Origin of the sequence: Nocardiopsis lucentensis DSM 44048, assembly GCF_000341125.1 — a bacterium.
Classification (GTDB): domain Bacteria; phylum Actinomycetota; class Actinomycetes; order Streptosporangiales; family Streptosporangiaceae; genus Nocardiopsis; species Nocardiopsis lucentensis.
Window position 1 is genome coordinate 1 of record NZ_ANBC01000471.1, and the last position, 15405, is coordinate 15405.

Below are 15405 nucleotides of genomic sequence, written 5' to 3' on the forward strand. Positions count from 1 at the left end.
GCGTGATCACCGAGTGGTCCTCTTCGCGAGCCGCCCTCGACGCACTGCGCGGGGTCCCGGAGGTCCGTGCGGCGGCGGAGCTGACCGCCGTGTACGGGGGCGCCGGGGGAGCCCACCCGGTGGTGCGGGAGATGGCGCACCGCGCGGTGGCGGACACGCTGGCGCGGTGGCGACGGTCGACCGCTCTGGCGACGGCCCTGCGCGACTGCCCGGACGCGGTGTTCGAGGGGTTCCTCTCCAGGGTGTTCCCGAGTCTGAAGGGCCGGAGCCCAGACGCGGACCGGGCCGCGTTCGTGTTCGCCGTCGCGCGAAGCGAGCGGCTCCGTCAGTACCGTCCCGACCGGGCCGAGGACCTCATGAATCGGGTCCTGTCCCCGACCGTGGGCTCATGGGGGCGCCGCCACACCGCCGCGATCCGCCAGCGGCTCAGCGAATCCGCCGCGGAGGACTTCGACGTCTGGCACCGTGGCCAGCGAGAACAGCGGAGCGGACGCTCCGGGGGGCTCCTGGGCAGACTCGGCCTGCGGGGAGGCGGTCGACGGCCATGAACCGCCCCTCCCCCACATCCCCCTCCCCTTCCCCGTCCTGGCGGTCGCGCGTGCCGACACGGTGGTTCCGGTCCCGCCGGGACGACGGTGACGGCGAGATCGCGACGGGCTGCGGTGGCCTGATCGCGGCCGTCATCGTCATCGCGGTCGTCGCGTACTTCTGGCGGATCATCGTCGCGGCGCTGGTCAGCGCGATCATCGTCCTGGGCGCCTGCGCGCTGGTCGTCGGACTGGTCGTCGTGGTCTGGCTGTACTTCACCGAGGTCTTCCGCGTCATGTTCACGGCCGAGCCGGAGGAGCCCGAGCCGGGGCCCGGGCAGGACCCCGCCCACCTCGCCTACCACGGCGGACCCGCCTGGTACGACCTGCGGGAGATCGTCGGGAACCTGTGGGGGACCGCGGCCGCGTGGTCGCTCCTGCTCGTACCGCACCTGCTGCCGCACGCCGTCGTGGTCGCGGCACACGTGGCCCTGACGTGGGTGGCGGTCGGGGTGCTCCGGGTGGTCGACACCGGTCTGCTGCTGGTGCGCGGCGTCCGGATGGTGTGCCCGCACTGCTACCACCGTCTGGGTTACCCGGCCTACCAGTGCGTGCACTGCGGCCGCAGACACGCCCGGATCCGCCCCGGCCGTCGCGGGGTGGTGCGGCGGACGTGCCTGTGCGGGACCCGGATGCCCACACTGCTCTTGTTGGGCTCGGCCGACCTGAACGCGACCTGCCCACACTGCGACCGTGCCCTGGAGCACCGGCCGGGGGAGGCACGGGAGTTCGTGCTCCCACTGTTCGGCGGAACGGGCGCGGGCAAGACCCGGCTCATGCACGGGCTGAACCTCACCCTGTCCCAGGCCACCGAGGAGACGCCGGACGCATACGTGGAATCGGTGGGCGAGGAGGCGCGGCACCGACTCCGTGACAGTGCGACGGTCCTCTCTCCCGCGGTGCGGACCAGCCCCACCCCTCCGGGCCGGGAGGTTCGGGGGATGACGGTGCGTGTGGGCGTGGACCGGCGAACCCTGATGGTGCAGCTGTTCGACGCGGCGGGTGAGCGGTTCAACCGGTCGGACACCGCCGAGGGGCTCACCTACCTCGGCAAGGCGTCGACGTTCGTGCTGGCGGTGGACCCGTTGGCGATCGAGTCGGTGTGGCGGTCGCTGTCGGCGGACGAGCGGGACCGGCTGGCCGGGGATCGCTCGCACACCCGGGATCCTGAGCTGGCCTACGAGCAGGTGCTGGAGGAGATCGAACGCCAGTACCGGATGGTGCGGCGCCGCACGCGCTCCGCACGCCTGGCGGTGGTGGTCACCCGGGGCGACCTGGTCGGGACGGCGTCCGTCGCGCCCGGGGAGGAGGGGGTCGACGTGTGGGCCCGCGACGCGCTGGGACTGGCCAACCTGCTGCGGTCGGCCAACGCGCACTTCGGGACGGTACGGGTGTTCCTGACCTCGTCGGTCACCGACACGAGCGGGCGGGCCGACGCCAGTCTGGGTGAGCTGCTGCGGTGGACGCTGGAGGAGGAGTCCGAGGTCTTCACCTCGCTGCTCGACCCGGCCGGGGCCCCGGCCGAGGGAGGTGTCCGATGACGCGCAGGGGGCTCGCGCACCGGCCCGCACGGCTGGCCATCGCGGTCACGGTGTACCTGGTGACCGGAGCGCTGACACTCCTCGCCCTCTACTGGACGGTGGTGGTCGCGCTGCGGTGGCTGTCCGGTGTGTGGGGGTGGGCGCTGGACTGAGCGGAGAGGACCGCGACGGTTCCGGCGTTCCCGGAGTCCTCCCCTGTCCGGTCTCGCGGGTGGCGGGCGGCGATGCCGATGGCGATGGCGGCCGGGAGGAGCGGGAGACGCGTGGTCCGCTGCCTGGGTGTGCGGTACCCCGGTCTGGTCTCCAGAGTGCTGGGCGTCTCGGGCCGGTGTTCGTCCATCGCCGCCCGGACCGCCTCGTGCGGATCCAACTCCGGGTGGGTGGCGCTACCGCTCAGAACGGTCAGCAGACGCTCGGCGGTGGGCCGGTCGGACTCGCGCGGGCTCAGCGCCGCGGCGACGGAACCGCGCAGGTCCTCGGGCACCGCGTCCAGGTTCACCGCGCCGTCGTCCAGGGCCCGGAGGAAACGTTCCTGGAAGCGTCGGATCGCCGTGTCAGGGTCGTCGCCCTCGTCGAGACCGAAGGGGAGGACCTCCTGGTCCTCGTCGAGAAGTTCCGCGCCCGTGGCCGCGGCGAGCACCACCAGACCCCAGGAGAACACGTCGGAGGCCGGGGCAGCCGGGTCGTCCGGGCCGATCTCCAGCGGCGGCTCCGGGTCGGCCCCGCTCAGCGGGCGCGCCCGCTCCTCGATCGCCGCGCGCCGCCGGACACGGAAACCGCCGAGCGCCTTCGGATCCTTCCGGCGCCGACAGGTTCGGTTGGTGGGACTTGGCGGCACTGGGGGATGGCTGCACGGACGTCCGATCTGTGGTGCCTTGTGGGGATTTCATCCCGTACACACCCGTGAGCAGCGATGACGCACCGCGCCATCGCCCCGCAAAACGAACGTGCCCGGGGGGAGGGCCCCACCCGGGCACGTTCGGTTCCGACCGGTTCAGTGGCTCGAGGCCGCCCGCGGGTTGGCGTGCTGGAAGGCCTGCTGGGCCTGGTCGTCGCGCTCCCAACGCACGAAGCGCTCACTCTCGCCGAGCAGCATCGTGGTCAGCCACACCGCGACGCCGACGTCGTCGGCGACGCCCAGGATCGGGACGATGAGTTCGGGGATGAAGTCGATCGGGGAGATGATGTAGAGGAACAGGGCGAGCATCCCCGCCAGCTTGACTCCGCTCAACTCCGGGTACCGGCCGCTCAGTCTGGCTCCGACCATCCTCGGGACGGCGCCCATCCGCTGCCACACGGAGATGCGGCCGTCGGTGTTCTGGATGACCTGCCAAGCGGCTGCGCCGGCCGCGGCGCGGTTCTCCTTACGCATCGCTCGCCTCCTCGGGGCAACGTGGCTTCTCACGATATGACGCGTATCCTGTCGGATTAGTTCCCGGCCGGCGCCGACCCGACCCCCGATACCAGCCGCCGTGCGGGGCGTCCCGTCACACCCCCGCCGGCTGGCGCTCCGCTTGGTCCTCCGCCTTCGCCGGCGACGAGGGGTCCCGCGGCCGGGACCGCCGCGCGAGCAGCGGGGACAGGGCGATCAGCACCCCGACCAGAGCCACGGAGGTGACGAAGATGAGGCCGGGCTGGAACTGCTCGAGCATCCCGGCGGCCCCTCCCCCGGCGCCCTCCCCGGTCGCGTGGTCCACCGCGATGACGGCGGTGGTGATGGCGAGGACGAGAGCGCCGCCCACCTGCGCGGAGGTCTGCACGAGCCCGGCGGCCAGTCCCTGTTCGTCGTCGGCCACACCGGAGGTGGCCTGCACGTTGATCGCGGGGAAGGCGAGCGCGAATCCGACACCGAGCAGCAGCGCGGTCGGCAGGAGCATCGGCAGGTAGGAGAACTCGGCCTCCACCCGCAGGAACAGCAGGTACCCGGCGGACAGGGCGATCAGCCCGCCCGCGATGAGCACGGGGGTGCCGAAGCGGTCGATGAGCCGATCGGCGAACGGCGCGCTGAAGGCGACGAGCAGGCCGGCGGGCAGCAGCGACAGCGCCATCTGCAACGGGCTCTGTTCCAGGGCCTGCTGGAGGAAGAGCGTGAGCAGGAACTGGAAGCTGATGAAGGATCCCATCAGCGCCACCGCCCCGACGTTGGCCCGCACGAGGGTGCCGCTGCGCAGGATGCCCAGGCGGACCAGGGGGAAGCGGACCCGGCGCTCAACCCAGACGAACAGGGACAGCAGCGCCGCGACCACGACGAACGACCCCAGGGTGACCGGGTGCCCCCATCCGGCCTCGGGGGCGGTGACCACGGTGTACACGAGCAGCAGCATGGTGGCGGTGAGGGTGGCCGCCCCGGCCAGGTCGTAGCCGCCCCTGTCGTCGGGCCGGTCCCTGGGGATCAGGAAGGCGCCGGCGACCAGGGCCAACAGCGCGAACGGGGCCGCGAAGAAGAAGGTCCAGCGCCAGCCGAGGGACATGAGCAGTCCGCCGAACAACAGGCCGGAGGAGAAGCCGCTCGCGCCGAAGACGGTGTACACGGACAGGGCGCGGTTGCGCTGGCGGCCCTCGGCGAAGGTCGTGGTGAGGATCGACAGGCCGGTGGGAGCGGTGAAGGCGGCCGCGATGCCCTTGACGAAGCGGGTGGCGACGAGCAGGGCGCCGCTGTCCACCAGGCCGCCGACGACCGAGGCGAGGGCGAAGACGCCCAGGGCGATGAGGAACACCCTGCGGCGGCCCAGGAGGTCGGCCGTGCGGCCGCCGAGCAGGAGGAATCCACCGAAGCCGAGGACGTAGCCGCTGATCACCCACTGGAGGGTGGCGGTGGACAGTCCGAGTTCAGCGCCGATGGAGGGTAGCGCCACGGCGACCATCGACACGTCGAGGCCGTCGAGGAAGAGGGCGAGGGACAGGACGATCAGCAGCGCCCACAGGCGTGGCGACCACCGATCCGCGTCCCCTGTGCGCGGAGAGGCGCTGTGGGTCTGTGGAGAGGTCATGTGACGAGACATTACATGCGTACGCATCTAATGTCTAAGCATTAAATTCCCTTGCATGAGATATCACCGCGTGTTAGGATCCCGACCATGCCCCTGACACCGGACGGCGATCTGTGCGAGCGGTGGCGGCAGTTGATGGCCCGCTACCACGACGTCTCGTGCGCTCTTGAGCGGGCGCTCAGCCAGCAGCACGAGCTGGGGGTCAGCGAGTTCGAGACGCTCGATCTCCTCGTCAAGTCCCCCTACGGCAAGCAGTTCGTCCACGAACTCCACGCGGGCATCCACCTGAGCCAGAGCGCGCTCTCCCGTACCGTCGCGCGGCTGGAGAAGCGCGGCCTGGTCACACGGGCGATGTGTACCAACGACCGCCGCGCGGTGAGTGTCACGCCCACCGAGGAGGGCCGCCGCCTCCACGCCGAGGCGGCCCCCACGCACGCGGCCGTTCTCGCCGACCACCTCGGCGAACTCCAACCTCAGGCATAACTCCGGCGACAAGCACCGGCGCCGCGGATCGATGTTCGTCCACAGGCCGGGAGGAGTCCGTTGAGACGGCCGCGGGTGTGCGGCATCCTCGAAGGGAAAGACACCAGGACACCGCGTCCGCCCCTCAACCCGACACCACCCGTACGAGTGCGCACCGCGAACCGCTAGCGGACATGCACCCCTTTGTCTACGCTATGACCACATGCGGTCACCCCGCGTGTGAGTCACCTGTCAGCACACGCTTACCGACGTCAGGGCACGATCTACCTCGGCCAGGACCGGAGCGCCCCACAGCGACCAGCTCCCGACCCACACCCACCCTCCGCCACCCGAGCCCTCCCGTGCTCCGTGCCCAACGGAGACGAACACGAGGTCTCCCCCGTCGACCCACACATTCGTTACGATGCGACCGAGTGGCACCTTCGGCGCGGGACGCCGCTCCCCGTCCCGGAGGACCCACATGCGCAGAACCGATGGAGCTCGCCCAGTGTCCAATGCCCTACCGCGATCGGCCACGACCATCGCCCTGTTGGCGGACATCCCGAGCACGGGGCACGTGGGCGAGACACGGGCGCACAGGTTCCCCCTGCGGGGCCAAGGGGTCGGTGAGCGCAGCGCGGCCTTCGTCGCCTTCGCCCGTGAGGAGGTCGCGGCCGGCCGCAAGGTCATCGCCCTCCACCCCGCCTGGCGGTCCGCCGACGCCGAACGGGCGGTCAACTTCGCCCGAGCGTCCCTGCGCACCGACCACGTCGCCGGAATCGCCGTCGACCTGTCGCCCCTGGCGCTGTCCCTGATCGCCGACCAGCTCGCCTACCTCGCCCCCTATCTCCCCCCGGGGATGGTCGCCGCGCTCTGCGACGAGCTCCCCAAGCACATCCTGGCGGGCGCCTGGCTGCGCACGGTCTCCGGTCTGTCCACCATCCCCACCTCCTTACGGCAACACGTGGGCTCCTTCGCCCCTTCGGTATCCTTCCTCGCCTACTGCGCACCCACCCCCCGGGTGGGTCGTCTGCGCCCCGCCGACGTCCCCGGCAGCCTTCCGTTCCGCCCGGTCCCCCCGGTCCAACTACTGAGCTCCACCCCCGACCCCGGCATCACCGGCGTCTTCGACGAGCACCTGCCGCAGGCCATCCAGCCCGTGGCCACCCGCTCCCTGCCCGCCCAACCGCTCGGTCCCGCGTACTGGGGCACGGGCAAGTACGTCGAGTTCGTCGCGCTGAGCGCCCACCCCCAGGCACTCGCCTACGCGGCCAGCTCCCTGCGCACCGCCGCCTGCTCCTGGTGCGGCGAACCCATGGCGGCCGAGCTTTGTCCCTTCTGCGCCGCCACCGCCACCCGCACCCCCGCCGCGCCTGCGACGCCCCCGGCCACCGCACGGACCTCCGCACCGACCCCGCACCACCCCCCGCCTCCTGGGGGCCGTCCCCCGGGGGAGCCCCAGCCCGAGGGCCGGGAGCCCCAACCCGACACCCCGCGCACCTACTCCCGATAGCGTTCTCCCCCGATCGCGCGGACCACCCACGACGACACAGGAAACGGAAAGCCCCCCTATGAACCCCCGTCAGCGACGAGGCGTCCTGCTCATGATCGTGGCGGCGATCGGTGCCGTCGCCGTGTTCGCCTCCGTGTTCACCTACCTCAGCTCCCAACAGGAGCGGCTGGGCGACACCGCGACCGTGCTGCGTCTGACGGAGGACGTGGACGCCTACCAGCCCATCGGGCCGGATTCCGTCGAACGTGTCCAGGTGCCCAGCCTGTACTTCGACCCGGAGGTCTTCATCAGCGACCTCTCCGACATCGAGACGCCCTCGGACCAGCAGCTGGTCGCGGCCTCGTTCATGGAGGACGGTGTCTACCTCCAGCGCGGCATGGTCATGCCACAGCCCACTCTGACCTCCGGTGAGCGGGAGATCGCCATCATGGTCGACGCCGAGACGGGTGTTGCGGGCAAGGTCCGGCGGGGCTCGATCGTGGACATCTACGGCACCTTCCAGGCGCGCGACCATGGAGAGGCCTGCGCGGTACGGGTCATCACCGAGGTCGAGGTCCTCGACATCGGTGAGCTGCGCACCCAGGAGAACGCGACCGGCGGCGTCGCCGGAGTGGTCCCGGTGACCTTCCGCCTGGAACCCGAGGACGCCCTTCAGCTCGCCTACGCCGAGGACTTCTCCACCAAACTGCGACTGGCCCTGGTCAGCCCCGACGGCGGGGGATCACCGGGCGACGCCGAGTTCTGCAGTGGCGACTTCGCCGACATCGTCGGCACCCAGGAGGACGACACCACGACCGACCAGCGGCGCGCGCCGCGGGGGGAGTAGACGTTGAGTTTCCGAGTCCTGGCGGGCATGCCCAACTCCGAGGCGGAGATGGTGCTGGCCGCGCGCTTCGAGGAACTGGGCACCGCGGAACTGGTGGCCACCCGGCCGACCACGTCCGCCCTGATCGACGCGGCCGGGGAGTTCCCTGAGCTCGACGTGGTCCTCGTCCACCAGGACCTGGGGCCGGCGCCGGTGTTCGACGCCATACGGGACCTGTCCCACCGCCACCCCCAACTGGCGATCCTGCTGGTGTCCACGACGATGGACCCCGACACGTTCACCGGCGCCATGGAGGCGGGGGCCCGCGGCGTGCTCTCGGAGGACTCCGGCATCGCCGAACTCGAGGCCCGCGTGTCCAAGGCCGCCGAGTGGTCACGCACGCTGCGCCGCCACCTGGAGTCGGCCTCCCTGGACCTGCCCGCCTCGGGGGTGCGCGGCCGCATCGTCACGGTCAGCGGCGCCAAGGGCGGGGTGGGTACCACCACGTGCGCGGTACACCTGGCGATGACGGCCGCCGCCGCGGGGCGCGTGGTCTGCCTGGTCGACCTCGACCTCCAGACCGGAGACCTGCCCGCCTTCCTCAACCTGCGGCACCGGCGATCCATCAGCGACCTGGTGGACGCCGGGGACGACATCAGCCCGGGCATGCTGTCGGAGACCCTGTACGTGGACCCGCGCGGACCGCACATCCTGCTCGCCCCCGAGCACGGGGAACGCGGCGAGGACGTCGACGCGCGCGCCACCCGCCGGATCCTGTCCGCGCTGCGCTCCCGGTACGAACTGGTGATCGTGGACTGCGGGTCCACCATGAACGAGGCCACCGCCATGGCCGTGGAGCTGGCCGACACCGCCACCGTCACCGTTACCCCGGACGTCCCGGCGATGCGGGGCGCACAGCGGTTGATGGCGATGTGGGAGCGGTTGCAGATCCGCACCCAGGACTCGGTGTTCTCCCTGGTCACCAGGCACAGCCGCAGGAACGAGGTACAGCCGGACTTCCTGCGCCAGCTGCTGGGCACGAAGGTCCTGCGCACACCCGTCCCGGCCAACTACCGCGCACTGGAACCCGGTGAGAACAACGGTGACCCGACCAAGGTCACCGATGAGTCGCTGCGCAAGGCGTTCGCGCGCCTGGCCGCGGAGCTGGACCTGCTCCACGCGCCCGAGCACGGAGCTGGCGGCGGGCAGGCCGGGGCGCCGGTTCCTCCCGGTGGAATGGGCGCGCCGCCCCTCTCCCCGGCCGTGCCCCGCGACGGCTCGCCGTCGACCCGCGATGTGTCCGGGTTCCTCAACGCCACGATGCCCGAGCCCGTACGCGCCTCGGCCGAAGGCCGCACGGGGCTGTCCGGCAACGGCCACCAGCCCGGGCCCGGGACGCCCGGCGCGGGGGGACCGGGTGGGTTCGGTGTCTGACGACCCGATCGATCGCTCCCCCCGAGTCCGACGCCGCACGAACCCGGGCCCACGTCCTGGGCCGGGCACGCGCCCGCGCCGTGACGACCGAGGCGGCGTCATCGTGGAGTTCGCCGCGGCGGTGCCGTTCCTCATGCTGGCCCTCGCGCTGGTGTGGCAGGTCCTGCTGCTCGGTCTCACCTCCATGTACGCCTCACACGGTGCGGCCGAGGCCGCACGGCAGGCCGCGGTGACCCCGGACGACATCGAGCGCATCGACGAGGAGACACGCAAGCGGATCCGGCCGCCCTGGGACGGGGAGGACGTGCTGAGCGCGTCGGTCGTCGAACGCGACGGTGCCCGGTACGCCCAGGTCACGATGGCCATGCCCGTCTTCCTCCCGGGGGTGGGCGGTCCCTGGGACATCACCGCGGAGTCCCGGGTCGTGACCGAGGTCGAGCCCAGGGTGGTGACGCCGTGAAGCCCCCGTCCCCGCGACGAGCGCTGCTGGGCCGGGTCCCCCGCCGCGACTCCGACCGAGGCGGCCCGCTCCTGGAGTTCGCCGCCATGTTCCCGATCCTGCTCATGGTCTGCGTCCTGGCGATCGAGGTGTTCTTGGCCTTCGTGGCGGTCGAACGGTTGGAGTCGGCGGCCCGTGCCGGGGCACGGGTCGCCGGCACCGAACAGCTCGACGGGGCGGAGACGGCGGCGCGCGAGGCTCTGCCGACATGGCTGGACGGCGCGACCGTCACCAGCGGCGTCAACGAAAGCGACGGGTACTACGTGGAGGTCTCGCATCCGATCCCGATCGTGTTCTCGTCCGTGGGGTTGGACCTGACGCTCAGCCGCCGCGTGGACATGCCGCATGTCTGACACGGGCCCGGTGCGCGGCCCTGCCGACGCAGCGGTACCGGAGGGAAGGAGAGGAACGCCGTGGGTCTGAAGGACCGGTTGGAGGAGGACCGCGCCAACGAGGGGCGCGGCGACCGCGGGAGCGTGACGCACTGGCGGCGGCGCCTTCTCGAGGAGATCAACCTGGAGGACCTCACCCGCCTGACCCTGGCGCAAAGGCGCGTGCGGTTGGAGAAGGTCGTCGGGCACATCCTGTCCCGTGAGGGGCCGGTGCTCTCCGACCGCGAACGCTCCCTGCTGATCCGTCGGGTGGTCGACGAGGCGCTCGGGCTGGGTGTGCTCGAACCCCTCCTGGCCGACGAGACCGTCACCGAGATCATGGTCAACGGCCCCGACAACGTGTTCATCGAGCGCGCGGGGCGCATGCAGCGAGTCGACGCCACGTTCAACGGCGAGGAGCAGCTGTACCAGACCATCGACCGGATCGTCTCCCTGGTCAACCGCAGGGTGGACGAGTCCTCACCCATGGTGGACGCCCGCCTCCCCACGGGTGAGCGGGTCAACGTCATCATCCCCCCGCTGTCGCTGTCCGGCCCCATTCTGACCATCCGGCGCTTCCCCAAGCCGTACCCGATCGACGAACTGGTGCGGATGGGGAGCCTGGACGCGGCCACGGGGATCCTGCTGTCGGCGATGGTCCGGGCGCGGTTCAACATCGTGGTGTCGGGGGGTACCGGCACCGGCAAGACGACCTTCCTCAACGCGATGTCGGCGTTCGTACCCACCAGCGAGCGCATCGTCACCATCGAGGACTCGGCCGAACTCCAGCTCATGCAGGACCACGTCGTGCGTTTGGAGTCGCGGCCGGCCAACATCGAGGGCAAGGGTGAGATCGCCATCCGCGACCTGGTCCGCAACGCGCTGCGGATGCGGCCGGACCGGATCATCGTGGGCGAGGTACGCGGGGCCGAGACCATCGACATGCTCCAGGCGATGAACACCGGCCACGACGGGTCGCTGGTCACCGTGCACGCCAACTCCGCCGACGACGCGATCCACCGACTCCAGACCCTGGCGACCCTGGGTGAGGGCCTGGTCCCCTACGACGCGATCCGCGACCAGATCAACAACGCCGTGGACGCCATCGTGCACCTGGGCCGCTGGCCCGACGGGTCGCGCCGTGTCAACGAGGTGTCCGTGGTCTCCTCCCGCCGCCGGGAGGAGTTCCGGCTGGAACCGGTGATGACCTTCGAGGCACTGCCGATGGGCCCCAACCGGGCCGTCGAGGGCGGGTTCCGGCACCGGCCGCTCCCCCGCCACGTCGCCGGGCGCATCTACCAGGTGGGCGAGAGCGTCCCGGCCGCGTTCGGTGTGGTGCCCGACGAACGCCCTGGAGGCGACCGGTGAGCCGCCCCGCCGCGCCCGATCGGGCGCACGTGTCCCATCGATCCCGAAGGGAGCCCCGGTGACCTGGCAGTTCGTGGCCACTCTCGGTGGTCTGGCCGTGGTGCTCGCACTGGCCCTGTGGGCGCTGTGGGAGTTCGTGGCCAGCGCCGAGACGCGGCGGCTGATCGCCGCGCGCAGCGCCCTGACCCAGGCCGAGTACGAGGCGTCGACCCTGTCGGCGCGGTTGGACGCGGCGATGCACCGCACCCAGTGGGGAGCGCGGCTGCACCGGAGGATCACGCGGTCGGGCGCACAGGTCAGGCTGTCGACCTTCGTGGGCGCGCTCGCGGGCGGTTCGCTGCTCGCCGTGATCGTCGTCTGGCAGGTCCTGGCTCCGGTCCTCGGCCTCCTCGCGGCGGGCGGGGTGGCGTTCCTGTTCTTCTCCTACCTGAACCGGGCCGAGGCCAAGCGGCGTGAGGAGTTCACCGCCCAGTTGCCGGACCTGGCACGGGTGTTGGGTAACGCGACCTCGGCGGGGCTGGCGCTACCGACCGCGGTGTCGATGGCCGCGGAGGAACTGGACGGTCCCGCGGGCGAGGAACTGGGCCGGATGACCGAGTCCATGAAGGTGGGCGCGAGCTTCGAGGAGGCGGTCGCGGAGCTGCGCGAGCGGATGCCCTCCCGTGAACTCGGAGTCCTGTTGTCGACGCTGGTCGTGGCGTCCCGCTCCGGCGGTTCTCTGGTCACGGCGCTGCGCAACATCTCCACGACGTTGGAGAACCGCAAGGAGACCCGGCGCGAGGTGCAGACCATCCTGAGCGAGACGACGAGCACCGTGTGGGCCCTGGGATTCATGTCGGTCGGCGCCCTGTTCATGATCAACGCCATCGAGCCCGGGATCATGCGGACGATGACGACGTCCGCCGCGGGGATCGGGGTGCTGCTGGTGGTGGCCGCGCTCTACGTCATCGGGTTCCTGTTGGTGGCCCGGATCACCAAGTTCGACCTGTAGAGGGGCTTCTCCGATGAGTGTCGTGTACTCCCTGGTGCCGTTCGCGGCGGCGCTGGCCGCGGCGCTGGTGGTGCTGACCGCCTGTTACGGCGGGTATCTCACCCTGTCCCAGACCCGGGTCCGGGTGGACGATCCCACGGCGTTCGCCCCGCGCACCCGGTCGGACCGGACCTTCGTCCTCCACCGGATCACCGAGGCGATCGGGCGGCCGTTCTCGCGGTCGCTGCTGTCCTCGCTGAGTGAGCGGATGCGCGCGTCGATCACAGAGCGGATCGAGGCCGCGGGCCGCCCCGAGGGGCTCACCCTCGAACGGTACACGCGGCGCAAGATCGGCGAGGTGGCGCTGTACGGCGGTGTCGGTGTCCTGTTGCTGCTGTCGGGCAATCCCCTGATGGCGCTGATCGTGCTGGCGTTCGCCGGTCTGACCGATCTCAACCTCTACGTTCAGGGGCAGGAACGCTCGGACCGGGTGCAGTCCCAGCTGCCGGACTTCCTGGACGTGCTCGCGGTGACGGTGAGCGCGGGCATGTCCTTCCGGGGCGCGGTGGCCCGGGTGGCCGAGTCCATGCCGGGTGTCCTGGCCGACGAGTTCTCCCTGGTCCTCCAGCAGATGGAGCTGGGAACCCCGCGCCGGGAGGCGTTCGAGACGCTGCGGAGGCGCAACCGCAACGAGTCGCTGAGCAAGTTCGTGACCGCGATCCAGCAGGCCGAGGAGCTGGGTGCGCCGTTGAGCGACACCCTGGTGGACATCAGCCAGGACATGCGCCGAGCCGACGCCCAGTACATGCGTCGCAAGGCCCAGCGGATGAACCCGAGGGTGACGTTGGTGACCGCGGTGACGCTGCTGCCGGGGTTGCTGATCCTCGTGGTGGGCTCCATGTTCCTGGGGACCGAGGTCAACATCGGCGCCATCCTGGGCGGCTGACCGCGGTCCGCGCGGCACCGGCGCGGACCGCGGAGCCCGTGGGACCCGTGGGTCGCGGACTGACCCGGTCTCCGGGCTCGTCGGGCCGTGGCCGCTACGCGGGAGCGACCGGCGGGAACGGGATCGCCGCCAGCGTCGGGAACAGTTCGGCCTCCTCGTAGTCCAGGTGGGCTTCCATCTCCTCGGTCATCCGGGCGAGGTCGGCTCGGAACCGCTCCGGATCGGCCGTGGACAGGTCGGCGAGCAGACCCTCCAGTTCACCGCGCAGGCGGTTGACCGTGCGGTGCTCGGCCTTCAACCGCTCCACCACGTCCGCGAGGTCGGGGTTGCGCTCCGTCATGTGGGGGAACATGAACTCCTCGCCGTCGTGGTGGAAACTCAGGGATTCGCAGAAGGCCAGGCAGTGCTGGCGCAGCTGGAGGCTGAGCCCCAGCGGTGTCGGCCTCCCGGTACCGGTGCCCCGGTCGGCCAGGTACGCCTCGGCCTCGGACCGGACGTGGCTGAGCTGTGAGCGCAACCAGGTGTGCACCTCGACGAGTTTGTCGGCGAGGTTGGTGACCTCGCCCCAGACGTAGTGGCGCTCCAGCGATACGACCGGGATCATCCGGTCAGTCCCCTTCTGGTAGTCGCCGTAGCCCGGAATCCGCTCGACGATCTCGGTGAACAGTCGGTCCCGTTCCTCACCCTCCATGGGGACGGCGACGGCACCGAACTCCTCCGTTCCCAGCTCCACACGCACCATCGGGTGGGCGATCAGGTTGTGGTACCAGGCGGGGTCGCGGTCGGATCCGCCCGCCGAGGCGACGACGAGCAGGCGGTCACCGACGCGCGCGTACCCCAGCGGGGCGGTGTGCTCACGGCCGGAGCGCGCGCCAACCGTGGTGAGGAGCAACAGGTCGCCGCCCTCGAACATGCCGCCGACGCGGCCGCCGTTCGCGCGGAACTCCTCCACGACGAGGACGTTGACGTCGCTGACGTGGGGTTCGGGTCGGGCATGGGGGTTCTGTGACATGCGTTTCTCCTTCGACGATGGTGGTGTGGCGACCATCCCCGAGGACGCCCTCGGCGGCCCGGGCGCACGGGTGGCGGGGCAGGGCCGTCCACGGCCGAAGAGCCCTGCGGCGGTGCCGCCTGGCGGGTCCGGGTGGACGTGACAGGGATCCGGGCATGCCGGTGACCGGGAGGGGACGAGGAGGTCGCGGGGTCGGGTCAACGTCGCCGACGTGGCCTGGGGCGCACGCCGCCGGGACGGACCTCAGACGCGGTGCGCGTGGTGTGTTCTACTCACTGCTGGCTCCCCACAGGTCAAAGGTGCCTCCATACCGCCCGGCCGGCCCACTTCTCTTGGCCGGGGGCACGCGACACGTCGGGCAGCCTACAAGACGGATCCGGGTGGGGCCAGCACACCTGGAAGGCGACTCCTCAGCCGCTCTCCCCGGGCCGTCGGGGTGCTGCCCGGCGCCGCCACACCACCGCGACCACGCTCGGACGGGCCATGCCCCCAGCCAGTGACCACGACGGGTGCGGCACCGCGGAGGCGCCGCACCCGAGGTGTCGGAGGGGTGTGGGTCAGGAGGCCGGTTCGGCGGCCCGTTCCTGGTCCTGGGCCGCCTTCCGGTATCGCCGCCGTAGGACGACGAGGCCGGTGTAGAGGCTGGCGAGCATGATCACGGCCATGAAGACCAGCATGCCCACCGGGCCCACCTGGGGGCTGACGATGAGCGGGATCGCCGCCGCGGTGATCAGCCCGCCACCGAAGAACGGCTCGAAGATCAGCTGCTTGTAGCCGAAGGCCGGGTAGGCGGGGGTGCGCATCTCCGGGTCGACGACACGCATGAGCACCAGGCCGGTCGCGGTGACGCCCAGGGACTGGCCGAACTCGCCGATGCCCCGCTCGAACCAGTGGCTGGGGATCATCC

Annotated in this window: 16 protein-coding genes and 1 pseudogene; 12 read left to right on the plus strand and 5 right to left on the minus strand. The window is 71.2% G+C overall.

Features of this window, described 5'->3' with window-relative positions:
• The 3 genes from D471_RS40245 to D471_RS40250 all read left to right on the plus strand — a co-directional run.
• A partial coding sequence (locus tag D471_RS40245; protein WP_040689973.1) for a GTPase-associated protein 1-related protein occupies nucleotides 1-548 on the plus strand: 548 nt, incomplete at its 5' end.
• A gap of 50 nt (nucleotides 549-598) precedes the next feature.
• On the plus strand, nucleotides 599-2128 hold the full coding sequence (locus D471_RS34760; RefSeq protein WP_017599680.1) for a TRAFAC clade GTPase domain-containing protein: 1530 nt from the start codon (nucleotides 599-601) through the stop codon (nucleotides 2126-2128).
• Nucleotides 2125-2280: a hypothetical protein gene (locus D471_RS40250; RefSeq protein WP_161630100.1), complete on the plus strand. Its 156-nt coding sequence runs from the start codon at nucleotides 2125-2127 to the stop codon at nucleotides 2278-2280. Before D471_RS34760 ends, D471_RS40250 begins: the two co-directional genes overlap by 4 nt.
• Here D471_RS40250 and D471_RS34765 read toward each other — a convergent pair.
• The 3 genes from D471_RS34765 to D471_RS0116715 all read right to left on the minus strand — a co-directional run bounded on the left by D471_RS34765 (nucleotide 2217) and on the right by D471_RS0116715 (nucleotide 5118).
• A complete protein-coding gene (locus tag D471_RS34765; RefSeq protein ID WP_017599681.1) occupies nucleotides 2217-2966 on the minus strand; it encodes a serine/threonine-protein kinase in 750 nt (249 codons plus the stop codon). The genes D471_RS40250 and D471_RS34765 overlap by 64 nt on opposite strands.
• 156 nt (nucleotides 2967-3122) lie before the next feature.
• Nucleotides 3123-3500 (minus strand): YkvA family protein, encoded by a 378-nt coding sequence (locus D471_RS0116710; RefSeq protein ID WP_017599682.1) that lies wholly within the window; start codon nucleotides 3498-3500, stop codon nucleotides 3123-3125.
• A 115-nt stretch (nucleotides 3501-3615) separates the two neighbouring features.
• Nucleotides 3616-5118 carry an MFS transporter gene (locus D471_RS0116715; protein WP_017599683.1) on the minus strand — a complete coding sequence of 501 codons (1503 nt, stop codon included), beginning with the start codon at nucleotides 5116-5118 and terminating at the stop codon, nucleotides 3616-3618.
• Nucleotides 5119-5205: 87 nt separating this feature from the next.
• Between D471_RS0116715 and D471_RS0116720 the strand changes: the two genes are divergently transcribed.
• The 9 genes from D471_RS0116720 to D471_RS0116760 all read left to right on the plus strand — a co-directional run bounded on the left by D471_RS0116720 (nucleotide 5206) and on the right by D471_RS0116760 (nucleotide 13486).
• Nucleotides 5206-5601: a MarR family winged helix-turn-helix transcriptional regulator gene (locus D471_RS0116720; protein ID WP_017599684.1), complete on the plus strand. Its 396-nt coding sequence runs from the start codon at nucleotides 5206-5208 to the stop codon at nucleotides 5599-5601.
• 487 nt (nucleotides 5602-6088) lie between these two features.
• Nucleotides 6089-7093, plus strand: coding sequence for a hypothetical protein (locus D471_RS0116725; protein ID WP_017599685.1), 1005 nt, complete (start codon nucleotides 6089-6091; stop codon nucleotides 7091-7093).
• 58 nt (nucleotides 7094-7151) lie between these two features.
• Nucleotides 7152-7919 (plus strand): Flp pilus assembly protein CpaB, encoded by a 768-nt coding sequence (gene cpaB, locus D471_RS0116730; protein ID WP_017599686.1) that lies wholly within the window; start codon nucleotides 7152-7154, stop codon nucleotides 7917-7919.
• 3 nt (nucleotides 7920-7922) lie between these two features.
• Complete coding sequence (locus D471_RS0116735; protein ID WP_026127796.1) at nucleotides 7923-9332, plus strand: AAA family ATPase; 1410 nt, start codon at nucleotides 7923-7925, stop codon at nucleotides 9330-9332.
• Nucleotides 9333-9435: 103 nt separating this feature from the next.
• Nucleotides 9436-9792, plus strand: a complete 357-nt coding sequence (locus tag D471_RS0116740) for a hypothetical protein (protein WP_017599688.1) — start codon at nucleotides 9436-9438, stop codon at nucleotides 9790-9792.
• A complete protein-coding gene (locus D471_RS0116745; RefSeq protein ID WP_017599689.1) occupies nucleotides 9789-10184 on the plus strand; it encodes a TadE/TadG family type IV pilus assembly protein in 396 nt (131 codons plus the stop codon). The genes D471_RS0116740 and D471_RS0116745 overlap by 4 nt, the downstream gene beginning before the upstream one ends.
• A gap of 60 nt (nucleotides 10185-10244) precedes the next feature.
• Nucleotides 10245-11570, plus strand: a complete 1326-nt coding sequence (locus D471_RS0116750) for a CpaF family protein (RefSeq protein WP_017599690.1) — start codon at nucleotides 10245-10247, stop codon at nucleotides 11568-11570.
• Between the two features lie 58 nt (nucleotides 11571-11628).
• Nucleotides 11629-12561, plus strand: coding sequence for a type II secretion system F family protein (locus D471_RS0116755; protein ID WP_017599691.1), 933 nt, complete (start codon nucleotides 11629-11631; stop codon nucleotides 12559-12561).
• Between the two features lie 13 nt (nucleotides 12562-12574).
• Nucleotides 12575-13486, plus strand: a complete 912-nt coding sequence (locus D471_RS0116760) for a type II secretion system F family protein (RefSeq protein ID WP_026127797.1) — start codon at nucleotides 12575-12577, stop codon at nucleotides 13484-13486.
• 94 nt (nucleotides 13487-13580) lie between these two features.
• Here the strand turns inward: D471_RS0116760 and D471_RS0116765 are convergent, their stop codons facing one another.
• Both D471_RS0116765 and D471_RS0116770 read right to left on the minus strand, forming a co-directional pair.
• Complete coding sequence (locus tag D471_RS0116765) at nucleotides 13581-14498, minus strand: nitroreductase/quinone reductase family protein (protein ID WP_017599693.1); 918 nt, start codon at nucleotides 14496-14498, stop codon at nucleotides 13581-13583.
• A gap of 557 nt (nucleotides 14499-15055) precedes the next feature.
• Nucleotides 15056-15405, minus strand: a pseudogene (locus D471_RS0116770) (sodium:glutamate symporter); the annotation flags it as partial.

Bases quoted from the DNA above. Each gene is read 5' to 3' on its own strand.
- D471_RS40250 (WP_161630100.1), top strand. From the start codon at position 2,125: ATGACGCGCAGGGGGCTCGCGCACCGGCCCGCACGGCTGGCCATCGCG.
- D471_RS0116710 (WP_017599682.1), bottom strand. From the start codon at position 3,500: ATGCGTAAGGAGAACCGCGCCGCGGCCGGCGCAGCCGCTTGGCAGGTC.
- D471_RS0116715 (WP_017599683.1), bottom strand. From the start codon at position 5,118: ATGACCTCTCCACAGACCCACAGCGCCTCTCCGCGCACAGGGGACGCG.
- D471_RS0116720 (WP_017599684.1), top strand. From the start codon at position 5,206: ATGCCCCTGACACCGGACGGCGATCTGTGCGAGCGGTGGCGGCAGTTG.
- cpaB (WP_017599686.1), top strand. From the start codon at position 7,152: ATGAACCCCCGTCAGCGACGAGGCGTCCTGCTCATGATCGTGGCGGCG.
- D471_RS0116760 (WP_026127797.1), top strand. From the start codon at position 12,575: ATGAGTGTCGTGTACTCCCTGGTGCCGTTCGCGGCGGCGCTGGCCGCG.
- D471_RS0116765 (WP_017599693.1), bottom strand. From the start codon at position 14,498: ATGTCACAGAACCCCCATGCCCGACCCGAACCCCACGTCAGCGACGTC.